Origin of the sequence: Flavobacterium pectinovorum, assembly GCF_006438875.1 — a bacterium.
GTDB classification, from domain to species: Bacteria; Bacteroidota; Bacteroidia; order Flavobacteriales; family Flavobacteriaceae; genus Flavobacterium; species Flavobacterium pectinovorum_A.
This window is the reverse complement of record NZ_RCZH01000014.1, coordinates 96907-114061: the sequence shown is the minus strand read 5'-3', so window position 1 is coordinate 114061 and position 17155 is coordinate 96907. Positions and strand designations below refer to the sequence as shown.

Genomic DNA, 17155 nt, shown 5'->3' with positions numbered 1-17155 from the left:
TACGACTAAAAACTCGGCTAAAAAGAAAAAATATGAGAAATTTCTTATTTTACATGTTTTTGAAGAAGATCAACTATTTATTTTTTAACCATTGTCGCATTTCTAAAATAACATCTTCATTTTTGTGAAAATTTCCATTCTCGATCTCTATACGACTATTCTCAATTGCTATTTTTTGATCATTTGACACTTCATAGAATTCTTGTTCTGATGAATCAAAAATAGTTTGAAGAGTATTTAGAAAATTCAAGTCCATATTACTTATTTAATATGATTAAAATTAAAGATTTATTCTCAGATTGTGTAAATTGAGTATGATTATTTATACAAACGCATTTAAATAAAGAAAGTTATCAGCCAGATGTTTTAGGCTGATAACTTTCTCTTATTTATTGTTTTATCGAAATCTTAGTTTATCGTTTCACCATTTGGTGCATCAGTATCTGGGTTTACAAAAACCAATTTACCTTCAGTATTTGTTGTCATTAAGATCATACCTTGACTTTCAATTCCGCGTAAAGCTCTTGGCGCTAAATTTGCAAGAACCGTAACACGTTTTCCAATGATTTCTTCTGGCGAAAAACTCTCAGCAATTCCCGAAACAATTGTGCGAACATCAATTCCGGTATCAATTTTCAGAACTAGAAGTTTGTTTGCTTTTGGCATTTTTTCTGCTTCGATAATTGTTCCTACACGTAAATCCATTTTGGCGAAATCCTCATATTGAATTAATTCTTTTTGAGGTTCCGGTTGTTTGTTTTCGGCAAGATTTGCAGTTTTTGTAGCTTCCAATTTTTCTATTTGTTTTTGTATTTCTTCGTCTTCGATTTTAGCAAAAAGCAATTCAGCTTCACTAATTTGGTGACCTTCCGGAATCAATTCTGAATTTTCAGAAACGTCATTCCATTTCAATTTACCTTCATTTTTCAATATTCTCGATAATTTCGCCGCAGTAAAAGGCAAGAACGGTTCGGCAAGAATGCTCAAGGCAGCTGAAATTTGTAGCGCCACGTACATTTGAGTTTTTACACGCTCTGGATTGTCTTTCATTACTTTCCAAGGCTCTTCATCGGCAAGATATTTATTTCCCAAACGAGCCACATTCATCAATTCGCCCAATGCTTCACGGAATCTGTAACGCTCCACCGAACTTGAAATTACGGCCGGATACGCTTTTAATTCTGCCAAAGTATTTTCGTCCACTTCAGATAATTCATTTGGCGTTGGGATAAATCCGTTGTAATATTTATTGGTTAAAACCACAACACGATTAATGAAATTCCCGAAAATTGCAACTAATTCGTTGTTGTTTCTCGCTTGGAAATCTTTCCAGGTAAAATCATTATCTTTAGTTTCAGGAGCGTTTGAAGTTAATGCATAACGCAAAACATCTTGTTTCTCCGGAAATTCTTCTAAATATTCATGTAACCAAACCGCCCAGTTTTTAGAAGTCGACAGTTTATTTCCTTCCAAATTCAAAAACTCATTTGCAGGAACATTGTCCGGCAAAATATAGCTTCCTTCGGCTTTAAGCATCGCAGGGAAAATAATACAGTGAAAAACAATATTGTCTTTCCCAATAAAATGAACCAGTTTTGTGTCTTCATCTTTCCAATATGGTTCCCAGTCTTTTCCTTCGCGCAAAGCCCATTCTTTTGTAGACGAAATATATCCGATAGGTGCATCAAACCAAACGTATAGTTTTTTCCCTTCGGCACCTTCAACCGGAACATCAATTCCCCAATCGAGGTCACGCGTCACTGCACGAGGCTCAAGTCCGCCATCAACCCAAGATTTAACCTGTCCGTAAACATTAGGTTTCCAGTCGTTTTTATGCCCAACAAGAATCCATTCTGTTAAGAATTCAGTATATCTGTCAAGAGGTAAAAACCAGTGTTTTGTAGATTTCAATATCGGAGTTTCTCCCGTAATTGTCGATTTTGGGTTAATCAAATCCGTCGCATTCAAAGTCGATCCGCAATTTTCACATTGGTCTCCGTAAGCTCCTTCGTTGCCACATTTTGGACAAGTTCCAACCACAAAACGATCTGCCAGAAACTGATCTGCTTTTGCATCGTACAATTGTTCCGTTATTTCTTCAATAAAATCACCATTATCATACAGTTTTCTAAAGAATTCCTGAGCCGTATCATGATGAATCTTAGCCGAAGTACGAGAATAATTATCAAACGAAATTCCGAAATCAGCAAATGATTTTCTAATAATTCCGTCATATTTATCAATAACTTCTTGTGGTGTAATTCCTTCTTTTTTGGCTTTCATCGAAATTGCAACGCCATGTTCATCACTTCCGCAAATAAACGCAACGTCTTTTCCTTGCAAACGTAAATATCTCGAATAAATATCTGCAGGCACGTAAACCCCCGCCAAATGTCCAATATGTATAGGTCCGTTGGTGTAAGGCAATGCTGCCGTAATAGTATATCTCTTTGGATTTTGTATCATAACTCAATTTTATTGAGTGCAAAAATAAGCAATAGAATTGAGATTTTGTTATTCCACGGAGTTTCACAGAGAAAAAGCACAGAGAATCTGTTTTATCAAATGTGAATTAATCGCGCAAAGACGCAAAGTCGCAAAGAAAATAAGTTCTAAACTTTGCGACTTTGCGTCTTTGCGCGAGATTAATTTTCAATAATTAACTTTCTTTAATATTTTTCAGGAGCTAATCCCGCTATCCGTTACAATCTTTTGCTTTTTAAAGAAAAAAGCAAAAGGATTTTCACTTCTATCGGGGCTAAAAAAACCCGGTTTTATCTATTCTTTATCGTGGCAATGCATATCGTAGACTGGACTGAAGTCCAGCCCTACAAAATAAATCGTTCCTGCGGAACTTTTTCAAGAGAGCTTTAGCTCGAAAGATATTGTAGGGCTGGACTTCAGTCCAGTTTCGACAAAGATTAGCGATTTTAGATACGGAGCTTCTTGTGTGATTTACATTGTCTATTTGTTGTCGTGGCAATGCATATCGTAGACTGGACTGAAGTCCAGCCCTACAAAATAAATCGTTCCTGCGGAACTTTTTTAGAGAGCTTTAGCTCGAAAGATATTGTAGAGCTGGACTTCAGTCCAGTTTCGACAAAGATTAGCGATTTTAGATACGGAGCTTCTTGTGTGATTTACATTGTCTATTTGTTGTCGTGGCAATGCATATCGTAGACTGGACTGAAGTCCAGCCCTAAAAATAAATGGTTCCTGCGGAACTTTTTCAAGAGAGCTTTAGGCTCGAAAGATATTGTAGGGCTGGACTTCAGTCCAGTTTCGACAAAGATTAGCGATTTTAGATACGGAGCTTCTTGTGTGATTTACGTTGTCTATTTGTTGTTGTGGCAATGCATATCTTAGACTGGACTGAAGTCCAGCCCTACAAAATAAATGGTTCCTGCGGAACTTTTTCGAGAGAGCTTTAGGCTCGAAAGATATTGTGGGCTGGACCTCAGTCCAGTCAAAAGTATATATTAAACCTTTGCGCCTTTGCGAGATTATTTCGTCCCTATAAACAAAAACCTTTGTGAATCTCTGCGCTTTTTCTCCGTGCTACTCTGTGAAATAACCCCATAAAATAGAACCAGTTTAAACTAGCACTTCAATTAAAATCTTCGAAATTTATTTTGCAATCTTTGCCCTGAAAAAACAAAGCAAATTTTATGAGCAAGACAAAATTAATCATCAATAAAAATGGATCTATCAAGATAGAAGGCGATTTCGAAATCATGGATTCAGAAGGAACAGTTTATGGGCTTCAAGGAAGATCTGCATTAGGACTTTGCCGTTGCGGATTATCTGCAAACAAACCTTTTTGCGATGGTGGACATCGTAATAACTTCGAACACGATTCAATCGCGTTTGACTTACCACCAATGAAAACGAACTAAGAAATCTATTCTCTAGGTTATCATACAAAAGCTGCATCGTTTGATGCAGCTTTTTTTGTTTCCAATATTTTTGTTTTTGAAAGAATTTTCGAATGATAATTAACAGAAATTCTTAGAAAAAGAATATATATTTACAGAAATTTGTAAGAAAAATAGAAAATGAAAAAAATACCACTTCTAGTACTGTTTTTGAGTTTTGTTTTTGCGCAGGCTCAAACACAAAAAGTTGTTTCGAGCGACTGGACTTCTTTCAATCAGACAATTGCGATTCAAACTTCTGTAAAGAAAAAATTTAAAGTAATCGCTTCCATTAAAGTAGAAACTAGAGAACCAAAATCCTGGGCTGGAGTTTGGGCGCGCGTGGATACTAAAAATGACGAAGACGGTTTTTTCGACAATATGAGTGACAGACCGGTAAAATCAAAAGAATGGCAATCCTACACGGTCGAAGGAACAATCGATGCAAATAGCAAATCATTAAGTTTTGGAGGTTTGTGTTTGTATAACGGAAAATTCTATTTTGATAAATTTGAATTACTTATCGAAAATGATAAAGGTGTTTTTGAGCCTTTAGCGGTTTTAAATTCAAGTTTTGAAACTACAGTAAAAGACGGAAATATCCCTAAATGGGATTTCGGAATATCTAAAGATGCCGTTGTCAAAGTTAAAGAATATAAAATCACTTCGGATAAATCAAGTGCAGACGGAAAAGTTAGTTTATTGATGGAAGGAAGCGGCATAAAACCAAGGCAAGAAGCGAGAATTGGAAATGTTGACGGAGCTTCGCCAAAAATTGGCGATATGATTTCGATGCTCGAAGATCTTAAAGCTCGTGTTGAACGAACGGTTAAGAACATGAGTCAATATGAAATTGATTATTTGCATGATGACGAAGCAAATAGAATTGGCGCATTAGTAATGCATTTGGCTGCAGCCGAAAAATATTACCAGGTTTTTACTTTTGAAAATCGAGGTTTTAATGAAGAAGAAAAGAAGATATGGCAAAAAGCTTTAGATTTAGATCAAGGCGGACGTGACGAATTTAAAGGTCATGATATACAGTATTATTTGGATATATATAATGAAGTTAGAGCAAAAACCATTTCAGAATTAAAGAAAAGAGACGATGCATGGTTTGCCGAAGTTCAGACCAGATACGACTGGACAAATCAATATTGCTGGTTTCATGTTATGGAACATCAGTCGAGTCACTTAGGACAGATTTTGTTTTTAAAGAAGCGAATTCCGCCAGAGCAAAAAAAGACATTGCCACAAGAAATCAAGAAATAAATGTATAAAGAAAGAGCTGCATAACGCAGCTCTTTCTTTATACATAAAGTTCACCTTTCATTGTAATAATAGAAGAACCGCCAACCAAAATATCATTTTCTCTGCACATTACTTCAATTAATGAAGGTTGATTGAGTTTAACACCTTGCAGGATTTTGTATTCTTTATTTAATTTCGCACATTTTTTTTGGGTCAAAAAGCCAATTAACGGACCAGCGGCTGTTCCCGTGGCAGGATCTTCATTTATTCCGATTATTGGATTAAAAAATCGGGTTTCGACTAAATGATCTTCATTTTGACTCATTGCAAAACAATAAAAACCTTCGGCTTGATATTCTTTCGAAATTTCGATTAAAAGTTTATTGTCCGGAACACAATCATTGAGTAATTGACTGTTTTTTATTGGAACCATTGTATGTGTAACTTCTGTTTGCACCACCGAAGGAACAAAATCATTACTGTCTAAATCCTCAATCTTTAAACCAAGTGCCACTGCAATTTTGTAAGTAGGTATTTCTTGTTTGATCACAGCCGGTTTTTGATGCATTTGTACAACAGGATATTGCGTAACAGGGTCAAAACTTACCGATAACGGTATTGGAGCATTTTTCATCATTACAAAACGGTTCGTTTCGTCTTGTTCCTCAAATATGGGTAGTTTTTTAAGTAATGCCCCGCAAACGGCTCCTAATAAATTATGTCCTGCTCCATCTATTTCAAAACCTATAGGCGTAAACGAACGAACATTTAGGGCTTTTTGTGCTGCGGAATAATAAACAAATGAGGTTTCAGAATAACCAAATTCTTTTGCAATGTTTTGATAAACTTCTAATTCTAAATCACCGTCAGTAAAAACAACCGATAATGGGTTTCCCTTATAACTTGTATTAGAAAATACATCTAAAACGTAGTATTGTAATGTGGTTCTTTTTTCCATTGTTTATCTTTTTTAGATGATAAAATACTTTTGCAAATAGTGGTATTACTCCTAAATATTTTATAAAAGTACTATAAAGAACGCAAAGAAAAAGTCAACTTTACTTACTTTTTTGTTTTATTTTATTGTAAAAATAACTGCCAAAGTATATTATCAAAAGGGACGGTAAATAAATTGGATAAAAGAAGAGCACTTTTACGGGCCATCCAATTCCCATGACACTTATTCTTAAGGTTTTTACTTTTTCTAAGTTTTCATGTGCGACATTTTTAAACCTTTCGATGTCATCCATGCCTTCAAAATTATATCCGTAATGCGAAAGAAGAAGTTTGTTTGAAAAGTGAGACCACCAGGCAATAACCAAAACTAAAAAGAAAGTGATTATCAAACTGCTAATGAAATAGGGAATAAATGCGTTTTTTACTTTTCGTTTATTTAATAAATTTAATATCAATATTGGAAAAATGATTAAAGCGGCTAATAACGCAAATGATATTATTTTGATTAAAATCTCCATATTTAGTATGCTATTTTTCTAATTTTTACAACATTCGTTTTTGTTCAGCACTAAATTTTATGGCTTTCTCCAATCTGGAAATTCTTGTTTTTTCTTGTTTGGCGCTCATAATTACATGAATGATTACTTTTTTGTACGATGGTGCCTGATTGTTGAAATATTCCCAAGCTATTTTATTGGCTTTAAATTGCTTTTCGAATTCAGGATCGAGAACATACGCTTCATTTTCATGCGAGTAAATTTTAGATCTTTCTTCAGATCTGAATTCGAAAGCTTTTATTCCGGATTCTTTCATCAGTCCGGCTTTTGTAAGTACTTCGATTTTCTTGATGTTTATGGCGCTCCAAATACTGGTTTTCTTTCTTGGTGTAAACCTGATCGTATAACTTTCTTCATCAATAGATTTGCGAACACCATCAATCCAGCCAAAACAAAGCGCCTGATCTACAGATTCTGACCAGGTCATACATGGTTTTTTGGTACTCACTTTATAGAAACCAACCAATAATTCGGTTTCTTTTTGGTAGTGCTTTTCTAACCATTCTCTGAATTTTTCCTGGGTTGGGAAGAAGGTTGGAATCATATTATAAATGTCGTGATATTATTGCGATTAAAATAGAAACAATTATCACTACAAAAAAATAGGACAAAGCATTTCTTTTTTTCTTGGTTTCAACATAATACTTAAATGAAAATGGAATATTATATTTCATGGATATAATTTTTAACACTTCATTTGCGTACTCATATGATTTTGTTTGACTACTTAATTTTGTTTCCTCGATCACACAAAATCTAAAAAATTCTATTGGTTCTGATTCTTCTTTTTTTAAATAATAGATTGCTGCTTCTTGGCTTAAATTTAAAGCTTTATGAGATATATCTAGTATTTCAAATTGAAATTCCTTGATTTCTTGAGGGAGAAGAATTACTTCTTTTGAGTTTAATTGATATATTATTTTTTCGGCTAAAGCTATTTTCCACTTTATTGTTCGATTAGCCAAGTATAAATATTCGCATTCAATTTTTTCTTCAGTTATTTCAATTTTGCAATTATTGTATGATAATAATGTCATTTAGGACGATTTTAGTTTGCTTGCAAAAAATTTTAAGGAAATAAATATAAAAGCAAAACAGAGAGTAAATTTTAGATAAAGCTTTAAATCATAATTAGATATTCCTTTAATTCCAGGATTCGTAAATTGTTGTATTAAAAAGAAAATCACAATAACAGTCAAAAGCAACCAAATGAAGCTAATTAATTTTCTGGAAAAATTTAAAAATGTTTTCATTAAGGAAGTTTAAATTTTAATTATTTCGATTTCAGGTTTTTCTTTAAAATAATACAAATCAACTAAAATAAAAATTGCAATTATCACATTTCCTAAAACATAAGATAGTCCTTCAAAATCTAAATTGATCATTTTCATGGTGATAGAAATAATCCAAATAATTGATAAGTTGAGATTAAACAGACCAACAAAAGTGTAAAAGAAATTATTTTTAAGCTGAAATTGTTTGCTTTTTCTAAAGAAAGTAATTCTCAATAAAAGTAATAAAATTCCAACTCCTGTTGCCAGCGCAACAAAGGCTAAAAAATTAAAAAACAACGTTAGCGAACTCATTGATCCATTATAATAGGCGAAGAAATTGTATAAAATCCAGATATATATTAAAATAAAAGATAAAGTTACGTGTTTAAAATGTTGTTTAGTCATGTTTTTTATCCATTATTTGTTAGAAAATATTAAATAATTACAAATTCGCAATCGCTCTTATAACCCATAAAAGTACAATAAATGAAAGAAAAGAAAATTGAACTTTATTCACTTTCTGATTTCCGAATTTCCGAACCAGAAAACGATCAATAAGTATGATAAATCCAACCGGAATCAAACCAAACAAAATATAAATTCCCATTAATCCATCTTCTGCCGAATTTCCGTTGATTAGAATTATAGCATAAATTATCCCTGCAATAATCGAAAGTATTCCAAAGACAAAGAATAATGTCAGTTTTTTAGATCCATTATTCATGGCTGCCAGAATTCTCTTTTTTATTTGTGGTTACAATTACAACTCCACCTTCGGCAAAATTTCCATAAATAGCGATTCCCTTTTCTCTGTCCAGCAGAGTTATTTTTTCGATTTGATTTTTATACAAAGGAAGTTTCTCTTTTTCTAAATCCTGAAAACGATAAGGTTTTCCATCAATAACAATTATGGGTTCGGTTTTAATTATTTTTCTATCTGCCATTTGTGTAATGAAATCAGAAAGATAAAACTTGTCTTTTCCCTGATCTTGCAATTCGTATCGGTTTTGCGAGTGCATTGAAAAAGATAAAAGTGAAATAATTGCAATTATAATGGTTCTCATAGTTGTTGTGTTTAAACTGTAAAGTTATATCATATTGTTTATGACCAGATTAAAAATCAACACTTTTTGTAGGTTTTATTTGAAAACTACTTTTTTATTCGTCTTCGGAATTTTAACAATATGGTAAGGTTGGGTAATTACAGTATTAATTCCGCCGGGTTTTAAGTATTCAACTTTAACGAAAATGCTACTATTGGTTTCTATGATTTTGGTTATATCTATAGAATATCCGCCATAATTATAGACGTCGTCAATAACGGCGATCATCTGATATTTGGTAAAATCGACAGTAAGATCAGGAGAAATTACATTTGCATTCGTAATGAAATTGAATTTTAAAAGTAATTTGTTCCATTCAACCTGATCTTTTATAACCAGATTGGCTTTTGGATTGTTATAATCTCCGTTAAAATGATCTCCCTGAAGAATTACGGAATATTTTACTTCTGATGAATTTGAATCATCATTATTGCTGCAGCCTGTTAGCAAAAATAGAATACTAAAAAGGGTAATAATCTGTTTCATGATTTTGGTTTTTGGTGATGAGAAATGCTTTGATATGTTATGCTATTCTCCTTGTTAACAGATAATTATTTTTGTAAAAGGTTGCGTTAGAATGTTATTTTAATTTTTATAAAAATTGAATTTATCTAGCTCGATTTTTATATTTAGGATTACGCAATTTTATTATGAAAATAAGTTCGTAAAGTGTATCTTACAAATACAGTCTTGTTTTCTACCAAATTCCGAAAATGTAACAGAATTTTAAATATCTTTGAATTATGAGCACAGAAATAAAACCAAAACATATTGGGCGAAACATAAGCCGAATCAGAGAGCTTAGAGATATGAAACAAGAAGCACTTGCGATTGCAATTGGCACGACGCAACAATCTATTTCTATTATTGAAGGAAGCGAAAGTGTTGATGACGAAAAATTAAAAGCAATTGCTGAAGCTTTGGGCGTTCCTGCCGAAGTAATTAGGAATTTTTCTGAAGAAGCTGTTTTTAATATTATTGGAAATACTGCAGAAAATAATTCATCTGTAGTTAGTTTCGGATGTACTTTTAATCCATTAGATAAACTTCTTGAAGCATTTGATAAGAATGAAAAACTTTATGAGCGATTGGTTGAAAGTGAAAAAGAAAAAGTTGCTATTTTAGAAAAGTTACTAAGCGAAAAATAATCTACTCGAAAAGCAATTGCTAAATCGTTATACACCTTTGTCAAAGTTTTGAACTTTGACAAAGGTTTTTTTATGTGAAATGTTGTCTTTTTAAAGGAAGAAATGCTATACAAGATCGCGTTAGGAATAGCAGCGAAAAGCCCACAGCCTGACGAAGGAAGTGCGAGGACTTGCAGCGAATAGCCCGACCGAAGGGAACGCCCAAAAAAACATTATTCATTATATTAAAAATCATCAATAGTCAGAAAAATTGTATTTTTGAAGGGTAGAAATCAATTTGTAAAATGTATCTCACAAACACAAGCTTGTTTTCTACCAAACCGGAAAATGTAGCAGAATTTTAAATATCTTTGAACTATGAGCACAGAAATAAAACCAAAACATATTGGGCGAAACATAAGCCGAATCAGAGAGCTTAGAGATATGAAACAAGAAGCACTTGCGATTGCAATTGGCACGACGCAACAATCTATTTCTATTATTGAAGGAAGCGAAAGTGTTGATGACGAAAAACTAAAAGCAATTGCTGAAGCTTTGGGCGTTCCTGCCGAAGTAATTAGGAATTTTTCTGAAGAAGCTGTTTTTAATATTATTGGAAATACTATTGATATAGAAAATAATAATGGTTCTGCAATTAGTTATGGTTGTACTTTTAATCCGTTAGATAAATTTCTTGAATCAATTGAAGAAAATAAAAAACTGTATCAACAATTAATTCAAGCCGAAAAAGACAGAGTTGCTTTTTTAGAAAAGTTACTAAGCGAAAAATAATTTACTCGAAAAGCAATTGCTAAATCGTTATATACCTTTGTCAAAGTTTAAAAACTTTGACAAAGGTTTTTTTATACACTATCTTGTCCTTCTTAAGGTAGTAAAGAGAATAAACCTGTGATTGAAAAGAATAATAAATTAAAGCCAACTATTTTTTGAAATGAAATATGTTATAACTTATTCCAAATGATATAGTATTGGTTTTGCCTTCAAGAGTTGGACCAGTGTAATTATGTGATTCATCATAACTGTTTATTTGTACATCTTGTAATAGATTAGCCATACCCAAGCTATATCTTAAATCAAATCTAAAATTATTATAGCCACCAGTTAAGCCTACGCCGAAACCGTAATTAAATTTTGCAGAATTTGTTAAGTCAGATTCATTAAGCAAGTGGGGCAAATATAGTTGGTCATTAACATCTGCGCCCTTAGAAGGTGCAAGAGGATCTACTACAGCCAGAAACATACCAACCTGAGGTCCCAAAAAGAATTCATCTTCTTCAGGTTTTAAAATGTAGTAATTAACATAAAAACCAAAATTAAGATCGGAGTATTTATATTTTGATTTTTTTGCCTCTTCAAAAGTGTCTTCAACATATTTTACGTCTAAAGTGTTTTGTCTGTAGGCAAATTCTAATTGGAAATTGTAATTTTCATGGTAGCCCATAAGCCCATTTAAACCAATTTGAAAGCCCGGTTTAGATTCACTAAGTAAATCAGATGATTTTAAATTTGTTTGAGAAAACCCTGCGGAAGCATATAATCCTCTTGGGGCCTGACTATACATAGATAAATTGAAAAGTAATGCGCTAATAAAAAGCAATGTTTGGTTTTTCATTATTAAGGTTGTTATTTGCAATTAATATATTCTGTGTCTGAAAAAAAGGATAAGATTGTTTCATTTCTTTCGTCAGCAACATCATATTTTTCAAGTTTTGTTATTAAATCCGGGCAGTCAGGAAAATGTTTTCTAATCATTGCTGCTATTTTCCCCCGCTGTTCTATTTTTTCTTCTGATTTACCAGATCTGGTAATAATTTGCTCTATAACAGTTTCATTGTTATCTATAACATACAATTCATAAAGTGTAGTAGAGCTTGACATTGTTCCCTGAGTTGTTGTTGTAGTTGTGGCTACACCAATAAGTTTTTTATCTGTTTTTTCTCCAAAAACGAAATAGACCTCTGCTCTTTTCTGCTGGTTCAGGTGAAATGATTTTAGCAAACTTGGACCAATTACTGCATAATCGAGATCTTTAAACTTAATGTACTTTTCCCAGCTTTTCCCCACATTTACATATGATATTCTTTTATCGACCAAGAGAACATCGGTTAGTTCTCCTCGAATAAAGGTTTTAGTTCCTTTTTTGTCAACGATGTATGAGTTTTGTGCAAAAGAACTTGAGAAAGTAAAAAGTAGAAGTATTAATAATTTTTTCATTTTTAATTTTCAGTTATTGTTGCGGATGAATTTAATGTAAAGGGAGACTGATCGAAAATTACATTACAAAAAGTAGCTGTTAATTTTCCATTTACTAAGGATACATATACTAATCCACTATTGGCATGCGAGAAAGTAACATAATTCAGGCTAACACACACTTCACTGCTTTTCATGAAAGAAGTTGGACAACTACTGCATATACTGTAAATTCCAGGTATTGGAATTACGTTACTGGCAAACTCTATTTTAAGGGTAGCTTCTAGTGAACCTGCTGTAATATAATAATCATCATTAACATGGGATGAGTACACAGAACCAAATGTAAGCGGACCAAGACCTGCTTTTTCGAAAATCATTGTGTTTTTAACCGGATTACATGGGATATTTGGCGCATTAATGTCAACAACGACAATACTTTCGCTGCTTTCACAGATTCCTTTATTTGTTTTTAGCTTATACTCTCCTGTCATAGAAGGTGTAACACTATTAATAATTGGATTTTGTAAATTGGAGTGAAAGTTATTAGGACCTGACCAATTGTAGCTTACATCTGAACTGTAAGCCGAGTCGGCATTCAATAATAATGTTCCTCCGGGAACTAAAGGTGAGTTGCTCGAAGCTACATTTGCAGGAAGATAACATGTAATTGCTTCGTTTGTTGAGCAGCTAAATAATGAAATACTGCAAACAATGGGCAATAGAAAGAGTAATGTTTTTTTCATAAAATAACGTTTGGTTTTGGATTAAAAAAAGGACTAAAGTATAATATGTTATTAAGGTTTTTACTATTTTTTTTTGATTAAAAAAACATATTACTATGAATGAAAGCTAATTGTCTCATACAGTTTTGTTTGACTAATGAAATGTTTGGTTCTTCATTATTTTAACCGAAATTTGTATCAAACTTTGTACACTGAAATTAACGAAGATCATTTATCATGGCAAAAGGACCCGAAAAAAATACCAAAAACAAGGCTTTGCATACCAAATTGCTGAATAGAAAAAAAGCTAAACTTCAAGCCGAAAAGAAAGAAAGCGCCTTGCGATTGAAAGCTTTGGTTGCAAAAATGAACGAAAAAAAGAATACTGACGGATCTGATGTTATTTAAATTGGATAGTATTTCTTTTCTGTTTTAATTTATCTGAAATTTGCAAAACAATCTCAAAACAAAACAAAATGGAAGAATTTGGTAGAATAATAGTTTCTGAAACGGCAATGAATAGTGAAAATCTTCACGATGTGATTCATTCCAATATTTCGGTAATCAATTTAATGCGCGAGGAAGGTGTTGATGACGAATTTATTCATGAAGATGCATTGATGAGTTATTATTTGGATTATTATTATTCGCAATATGCAGAAGGAAATTTTGCTCAGTTTGTTTACAGATCTGGTTGGAATAAAGAATTGAACGAACTTATCGAAGAAGGTTTGGCTTTGATTGGAGCCGAAAAACATTTGGAATTGTTTCAGCAACAAAGCAAAAAAGTCAAATTGATGAGCAGCGTTAAACTGAATAAATTTGTAAGCGGAAAATTAGAAGGCGTAAACCCAACGCGCGACTTGCTTAATAACGATACATTCTATGAATTAGAAGAAAACCTAATTACATTGAATGCTAATTTCCTGAAAAATCACCCGGATTTCGAAGCGCTTTCTGTTGATGATATGTTTGCTGCCTTGGAGGAATATGTGGGGCATGAGATTAAGAGAGCTTAGTTTTAGGTTCAGAGAGGCAAAAGGTTCAAAGGTACAGAGGTTATGTTTTAATATCGCAAAGTCGCGAAGCCGCAAAGTTTAAAAATAAATTGCTTTGTGACTTCGCGACTTTGTGGTAAATTACTCTTTATAAATATCTGTATTTAAATTAATTACCTTAATTTTAGTTCTATGTAAATTTGATTATTTATGGAAGAACTTACACACATCAAATCAATTATAGGAATTATTCTTGGGTTGAGTTTAACACATCTCATTAGGGGTTCTGTGATATTTATTCAGCATCCCGGGCGAAAGAAAATCTATTTTGTGCATTCGCTTTGGGTGTTTTATGTTTTCTTGCTTATTATTCATTTTTGGTGGTGGGAGTTTAATCTCAAGCTTATTCAGGAATGGTATTTTGTAGACTATTTTTTCATCATTTGTTATATCCTTATTTATTACCTGTTATGCGCTATTTTATATCCGGATGATTTAGTCGATTATACAGGCTATGAAGATTATTTCTATTCGCGAAAAAATTGGTTTTTTGCGATATTGGCCATAAGCTTTATTGCTGATTTGGTTGATACTGCAATCAAAGGCGGCGACTACTTTCTATACAATCAAACAGAATATTATATCAGGATTATTAGTCATGTTTTACTTTGTTTGGTTGCCATCAAAGTTCACAATAAAGTATTCCATACTATTTTGGCAGTGCTTTTTATCGTTTACGAGCTTTCTTATATTTTGAGATTGTTTAATGTTGAATAGAAAAGGCTTTTTGATGATAATTATCAGGAAACTATCGACGAATATTAATTATATTTGTAGAAATGTCAATACAAATACTAATTGAAAAATCCAGATACCATGAAAACGAAATTTAAAATTGTATGTATTGTTGCAGTATTAGTTTTAGGTTATTCTTGCAGCAAATCTGATGTCGAAAAAGGAATTGATTGCTTTGGAGAATCTTTTTTTATGAAATTCAAACATACGACTGATCCTGCAAATGTTAAAAAAGTTGATTTTGTTGTTGACTATACGGGAAGTTATGAGTTTAAATCTGTCAAATGGAATTTTGGCGACGGAACAAGCGAAACCACAACTAGTAAAACATTATCGCATATCTACACTACAGCGGGAACTTATAATGTAAAAGCTGATATCACGATTCAGCACGGAAAGGCAACCTGTACTGCATCGCCAATAAAAAGTGTTACAGTCAATTAAGGAAAAAGGCAAGTTCAAAGAATTATTTTTATTGTTAAAGATTTCATTATTTGAGTTTTAACTTGTTTTAGTTTCTTGTAACTTCGCTTTTTGTGATTTAAAAAAGCCAAAATGAGATATCGATACAGCCAGATAATGTTTCTCCTCTTTCTTCAGATAGGATTTTCTCAAAATAAAATAAGTCTGTTTTCAGAGATCAATTATAATTCTATACCTACTGTATCGTTAAGTGACTACAAATCAGTTCAGGAACGGGACAAAAGGTTTCAAAACCCTAATATTGCGCTTGGAATTGGTATTTCGGGCGGAGGTTCGCGTGCTCAGTTTTTTAGTATGGGCGTACTTTTAGGATTAGAAGAAATTAAGGAAAGTGATGGACAGCGCAATTTTCTAAATGAGATCGATTATTACTCCACCGTTTCCGGAGGCTGTTTTTCGGCGGGATATTATTTGACGATTCTAAAAAATAAATTGTTTTATGACAATTGCACTTTCAATGAATTCTATTTTTCCAAAGCCGATGCTTATAAAGATTACGTTGATAAATCGGCGAATATTTTATCACTTCTAAACAATAGCCGAAACGAAAAAGGCGATAAAATATCGATGACGCAACGAATAGATTCGGATATTTTACAATACGACGCAACGAATCCTGAGAATGCCAATAAGTTTGGAACTCAAATGTTATTATCAGATTTCTTTGTTTCAAAAACGAGTAAGCAAACGCCTTCTTTGCCCATGTTTGTGGCAAACGGAACGGCTTTTAACAACGGAGAGCGCATTCCGTTTATGCCGCATATTATTAGAGGTTTAAATCTCGATTCGTCTTTGGCGCCCAATAAGGCAGATATCGCATTGAATGAAAACAAGATCAATGACGGATATAATTTTCCCGTTACGTATGCCATTACAGCAAGTTCAGCTTTTCCAGGAGTTCTTCCAAAAGTGAAATTTGGAGTAAAAAATAAAGATAAAATATTGTGTATTGTCGATGGCGGTGCTTCAGATAATATGGGCTATAAAACTCTTGTTGAATTACTTCATAATGATACTAAAGTAGACGATAAGAATAAAAAAGCACTTTTTATAGATTGTCTGGGACAAGGAAAAAAAGAACCTTATGTAAACGATGCCAAAATCAAACTGATTTCGTTGTTTGAAACCGCTTCTTTATACACTGTTCAAACCCGATATATGACTTTTGACAAAGATGTCGAAAACACTTTTGAACGCTATAAAATACCCGTTACAAATTATCAAATCATTGGTTTTACTACCATTAGAGATTATTTATTGAAGTTGGATAAAGATCAGCCTTATGAAGATTTAGTGATTGAATTAAAAAATACAAATGACGATTCGAGCAGTTGGTCAAGACTATATGCTAATTTTAAACAAGAACTTCTGAGTAAATTTGGCGAAGATGCCTTCAAAAAAGATAAAGACGGCGTAGTAATCGTTGCCACATTAGACAAAGAAAAGTTTAGCGAATTATCGCCAAGACAAATTTTACTTCTCTATGAATATGCTTCACACGTCGAAACTAAATTAAGAATTACGCCCGAAGAAAGAGAAATGTTACTGCTTTCCGGACGTTTCGCCACCTATTTAAAAACAAACGAATTGAAAGAATTGTTGGTGGAGCATAAATAAGGCGTGTTGTGTCCATGTTTTCAACGGATTAAAATCCGTTGCTACAAAATAGTTCGTTCCTCCGGAACTTGAAGAAAGAGCCTTCGGCTCGATTTATATTGTAGGGATGGATTTTAATCCGTCTTTTTATGCGCAATATT

General features: G+C 32.9%; 21 protein-coding genes. 9 read left to right on the top strand and 12 right to left on the bottom strand.

The window, feature by feature from the left end; all coding sequences use genetic code 11:
• Positions 1 to 408 precede the first annotated feature (408 nt).
• Positions 409 to 2466, bottom strand: coding sequence for a methionine--tRNA ligase (metG, locus tag EAH81_RS19625; RefSeq protein WP_140510356.1), 2058 nt, complete (start codon positions 2464 to 2466; stop codon positions 409 to 411).
• A gap of 1202 nt (positions 2467 to 3668) precedes the next feature.
• Between metG and EAH81_RS19620 the strand changes: the two genes are divergently transcribed.
• Positions 3669 to 3896, top strand: coding sequence for a CDGSH iron-sulfur domain-containing protein (locus tag EAH81_RS19620; RefSeq protein WP_042563543.1), 228 nt, complete (start codon positions 3669 to 3671; stop codon positions 3894 to 3896).
• A gap of 159 nt (positions 3897 to 4055) precedes the next feature.
• Positions 4056 to 5186 (top strand): DinB family protein, encoded by a 1131-nt coding sequence (locus EAH81_RS19615; protein WP_140510354.1) that lies wholly within the window; start codon positions 4056 to 4058, stop codon positions 5184 to 5186.
• 37 nt (positions 5187 to 5223) lie between these two features.
• On the opposite strand, the gene EAH81_RS19610 is transcribed toward EAH81_RS19615, so the two are convergent.
• The 8 genes from EAH81_RS19610 to EAH81_RS19575 all read right to left on the bottom strand — a co-directional run bounded on the left by EAH81_RS19610 (position 5224) and on the right by EAH81_RS19575 (position 9542).
• On the bottom strand, positions 5224 to 6123 hold the full coding sequence (locus EAH81_RS19610) for a PhzF family phenazine biosynthesis protein (RefSeq protein ID WP_140510352.1): 900 nt from the start codon (positions 6121 to 6123) through the stop codon (positions 5224 to 5226).
• Positions 6124 to 6223: 100 nt separating this feature from the next.
• Complete coding sequence (locus EAH81_RS19605) at positions 6224 to 6640, bottom strand: hypothetical protein (protein WP_140510350.1); 417 nt, start codon at positions 6638 to 6640, stop codon at positions 6224 to 6226.
• A gap of 25 nt (positions 6641 to 6665) precedes the next feature.
• Positions 6666 to 7223: a YdeI/OmpD-associated family protein gene (locus EAH81_RS19600; protein ID WP_140510348.1), complete on the bottom strand. Its 558-nt coding sequence runs from the start codon at positions 7221 to 7223 to the stop codon at positions 6666 to 6668.
• Position 7224: 1 nt separating this feature from the next.
• Positions 7225 to 7716 carry a hypothetical protein gene (locus tag EAH81_RS19595; RefSeq protein WP_140510346.1) on the bottom strand — a complete coding sequence of 164 codons (492 nt, stop codon included), beginning with the start codon at positions 7714 to 7716 and terminating at the stop codon, positions 7225 to 7227.
• 225 nt (positions 7717 to 7941) lie between these two features.
• Positions 7942 to 8358: a hypothetical protein gene (locus EAH81_RS19590; RefSeq protein ID WP_140510344.1), complete on the bottom strand. Its 417-nt coding sequence runs from the start codon at positions 8356 to 8358 to the stop codon at positions 7942 to 7944.
• Positions 8359 to 8395: 37 nt separating this feature from the next.
• Complete coding sequence (locus EAH81_RS19585) at positions 8396 to 8677, bottom strand: hypothetical protein (RefSeq protein ID WP_140510342.1); 282 nt, start codon at positions 8675 to 8677, stop codon at positions 8396 to 8398.
• A complete protein-coding gene (locus tag EAH81_RS19580; RefSeq protein ID WP_140510340.1) occupies positions 8670 to 9017 on the bottom strand; it encodes a hypothetical protein in 348 nt (115 codons plus the stop codon). The genes EAH81_RS19585 and EAH81_RS19580 overlap by 8 nt, the downstream gene beginning before the upstream one ends.
• Positions 9018 to 9092: 75 nt before the next feature.
• On the bottom strand, positions 9093 to 9542 hold the full coding sequence (locus EAH81_RS19575; RefSeq protein WP_140510338.1) for a protease complex subunit PrcB family protein: 450 nt from the start codon (positions 9540 to 9542) through the stop codon (positions 9093 to 9095).
• A 257-nt stretch (positions 9543 to 9799) separates the two neighbouring features.
• Here EAH81_RS19575 and EAH81_RS19570 point away from each other — a divergent pair, with 257 nt between their 5' ends.
• Together EAH81_RS19570 and EAH81_RS19565 are read left to right on the top strand one after the other, a co-directional pair.
• Entirely contained in the window at positions 9800 to 10204 is a 405-nt protein-coding gene (locus tag EAH81_RS19570; RefSeq protein WP_140510337.1) for a helix-turn-helix domain-containing protein, read from the top strand.
• A gap of 357 nt (positions 10205 to 10561) precedes the next feature.
• A complete protein-coding gene (locus EAH81_RS19565; RefSeq protein WP_140510335.1) occupies positions 10562 to 10975 on the top strand; it encodes a helix-turn-helix domain-containing protein in 414 nt (137 codons plus the stop codon).
• Between the two features lie 148 nt (positions 10976 to 11123).
• On the opposite strand, the gene EAH81_RS19560 is transcribed toward EAH81_RS19565, so the two are convergent.
• Genes EAH81_RS19560 through EAH81_RS19550 form a run of 3 tightly spaced genes read right to left on the bottom strand, consistent with a single transcriptional unit; the run spans position 11124 to position 13143 of the window.
• Positions 11124 to 11816: an outer membrane beta-barrel protein gene (locus tag EAH81_RS19560; protein ID WP_140510333.1), complete on the bottom strand. Its 693-nt coding sequence runs from the start codon at positions 11814 to 11816 to the stop codon at positions 11124 to 11126.
• Between the two features lie 11 nt (positions 11817 to 11827).
• Positions 11828 to 12418: a hypothetical protein gene (locus EAH81_RS19555; RefSeq protein ID WP_140510331.1), complete on the bottom strand. Its 591-nt coding sequence runs from the start codon at positions 12416 to 12418 to the stop codon at positions 11828 to 11830.
• A 2-nt stretch (positions 12419 to 12420) separates the two neighbouring features.
• Positions 12421 to 13143: a hypothetical protein gene (locus EAH81_RS19550; RefSeq protein WP_140510329.1), complete on the bottom strand. Its 723-nt coding sequence runs from the start codon at positions 13141 to 13143 to the stop codon at positions 12421 to 12423.
• Between the two features lie 216 nt (positions 13144 to 13359).
• Between EAH81_RS19550 and EAH81_RS27650 the strand changes: the two genes are divergently transcribed.
• The 5 genes from EAH81_RS27650 (at position 13360) to EAH81_RS19530 (ending at position 17015) form a co-directional block, all read left to right on the top strand.
• Positions 13360 to 13530, top strand: coding sequence for a hypothetical protein (locus tag EAH81_RS27650; protein WP_170214144.1), 171 nt, complete (start codon positions 13360 to 13362; stop codon positions 13528 to 13530).
• Between the two features lie 68 nt (positions 13531 to 13598).
• Positions 13599 to 14141 (top strand): DUF4375 domain-containing protein, encoded by a 543-nt coding sequence (locus tag EAH81_RS19545; RefSeq protein ID WP_140510327.1) that lies wholly within the window; start codon positions 13599 to 13601, stop codon positions 14139 to 14141.
• A gap of 189 nt (positions 14142 to 14330) precedes the next feature.
• Positions 14331 to 14897: a hypothetical protein gene (locus EAH81_RS19540; RefSeq protein WP_140510325.1), complete on the top strand. Its 567-nt coding sequence runs from the start codon at positions 14331 to 14333 to the stop codon at positions 14895 to 14897.
• Positions 14898 to 14996: 99 nt separating this feature from the next.
• On the top strand, positions 14997 to 15359 hold the full coding sequence (locus EAH81_RS19535) for a PKD domain-containing protein (protein ID WP_140510323.1): 363 nt from the start codon (positions 14997 to 14999) through the stop codon (positions 15357 to 15359).
• A gap of 111 nt (positions 15360 to 15470) precedes the next feature.
• Positions 15471 to 17015 (top strand): patatin-like phospholipase family protein, encoded by a 1545-nt coding sequence (locus tag EAH81_RS19530; RefSeq protein ID WP_140510321.1) that lies wholly within the window; start codon positions 15471 to 15473, stop codon positions 17013 to 17015.
• The last annotated feature ends 140 nt before the right edge of the window (positions 17016 to 17155 follow it).

Bases quoted from the DNA above. Each gene is read 5' to 3' on its own strand.
- EAH81_RS19600 (WP_140510348.1), bottom strand. From the start codon at position 7,223: ATGATTCCAACCTTCTTCCCAACCCAGGAAAAATTCAGAGAATGGTTA.
- EAH81_RS27650 (WP_170214144.1), top strand. From the start codon at position 13,360: ATGGCAAAAGGACCCGAAAAAAATACCAAAAACAAGGCTTTGCATACC.
- EAH81_RS19595 (WP_140510346.1), bottom strand. From the start codon at position 7,716: ATGACATTATTATCATACAATAATTGCAAAATTGAAATAACTGAAGAA.
- EAH81_RS19580 (WP_140510340.1), bottom strand. From the start codon at position 9,017: ATGAGAACCATTATAATTGCAATTATTTCACTTTTATCTTTTTCAATG.
- EAH81_RS19530 (WP_140510321.1), top strand. From the start codon at position 15,471: ATGAGATATCGATACAGCCAGATAATGTTTCTCCTCTTTCTTCAGATA.
- EAH81_RS19555 (WP_140510331.1), bottom strand. From the start codon at position 12,418: ATGAAAAAATTATTAATACTTCTACTTTTTACTTTCTCAAGTTCTTTT.
- EAH81_RS19570 (WP_140510337.1), top strand. From the start codon at position 9,800: ATGAGCACAGAAATAAAACCAAAACATATTGGGCGAAACATAAGCCGA.
- EAH81_RS19540 (WP_140510325.1), top strand. From the start codon at position 14,331: ATGGAAGAACTTACACACATCAAATCAATTATAGGAATTATTCTTGGG.
- EAH81_RS19610 (WP_140510352.1), bottom strand. From the start codon at position 6,123: ATGGAAAAAAGAACCACATTACAATACTACGTTTTAGATGTATTTTCT.
- EAH81_RS19535 (WP_140510323.1), top strand. From the start codon at position 14,997: ATGAAAACGAAATTTAAAATTGTATGTATTGTTGCAGTATTAGTTTTA.
- EAH81_RS19550 (WP_140510329.1), bottom strand. From the start codon at position 13,143: ATGAAAAAAACATTACTCTTTCTATTGCCCATTGTTTGCAGTATTTCA.
- EAH81_RS19565 (WP_140510335.1), top strand. From the start codon at position 10,562: ATGAGCACAGAAATAAAACCAAAACATATTGGGCGAAACATAAGCCGA.
- EAH81_RS19560 (WP_140510333.1), bottom strand. From the start codon at position 11,816: ATGAAAAACCAAACATTGCTTTTTATTAGCGCATTACTTTTCAATTTA.
- EAH81_RS19605 (WP_140510350.1), bottom strand. From the start codon at position 6,640: ATGGAGATTTTAATCAAAATAATATCATTTGCGTTATTAGCCGCTTTA.
- EAH81_RS19575 (WP_140510338.1), bottom strand. From the start codon at position 9,542: ATGAAACAGATTATTACCCTTTTTAGTATTCTATTTTTGCTAACAGGC.
- EAH81_RS19590 (WP_140510344.1), bottom strand. From the start codon at position 8,358: ATGACTAAACAACATTTTAAACACGTAACTTTATCTTTTATTTTAATA.
- EAH81_RS19585 (WP_140510342.1), bottom strand. From the start codon at position 8,677: ATGAATAATGGATCTAAAAAACTGACATTATTCTTTGTCTTTGGAATA.
- metG (WP_140510356.1), bottom strand. From the start codon at position 2,466: ATGATACAAAATCCAAAGAGATATACTATTACGGCAGCATTGCCTTAC.
- EAH81_RS19615 (WP_140510354.1), top strand. From the start codon at position 4,056: ATGAAAAAAATACCACTTCTAGTACTGTTTTTGAGTTTTGTTTTTGCG.
- EAH81_RS19545 (WP_140510327.1), top strand. From the start codon at position 13,599: ATGGAAGAATTTGGTAGAATAATAGTTTCTGAAACGGCAATGAATAGT.
- EAH81_RS19620 (WP_042563543.1), top strand. From the start codon at position 3,669: ATGAGCAAGACAAAATTAATCATCAATAAAAATGGATCTATCAAGATA.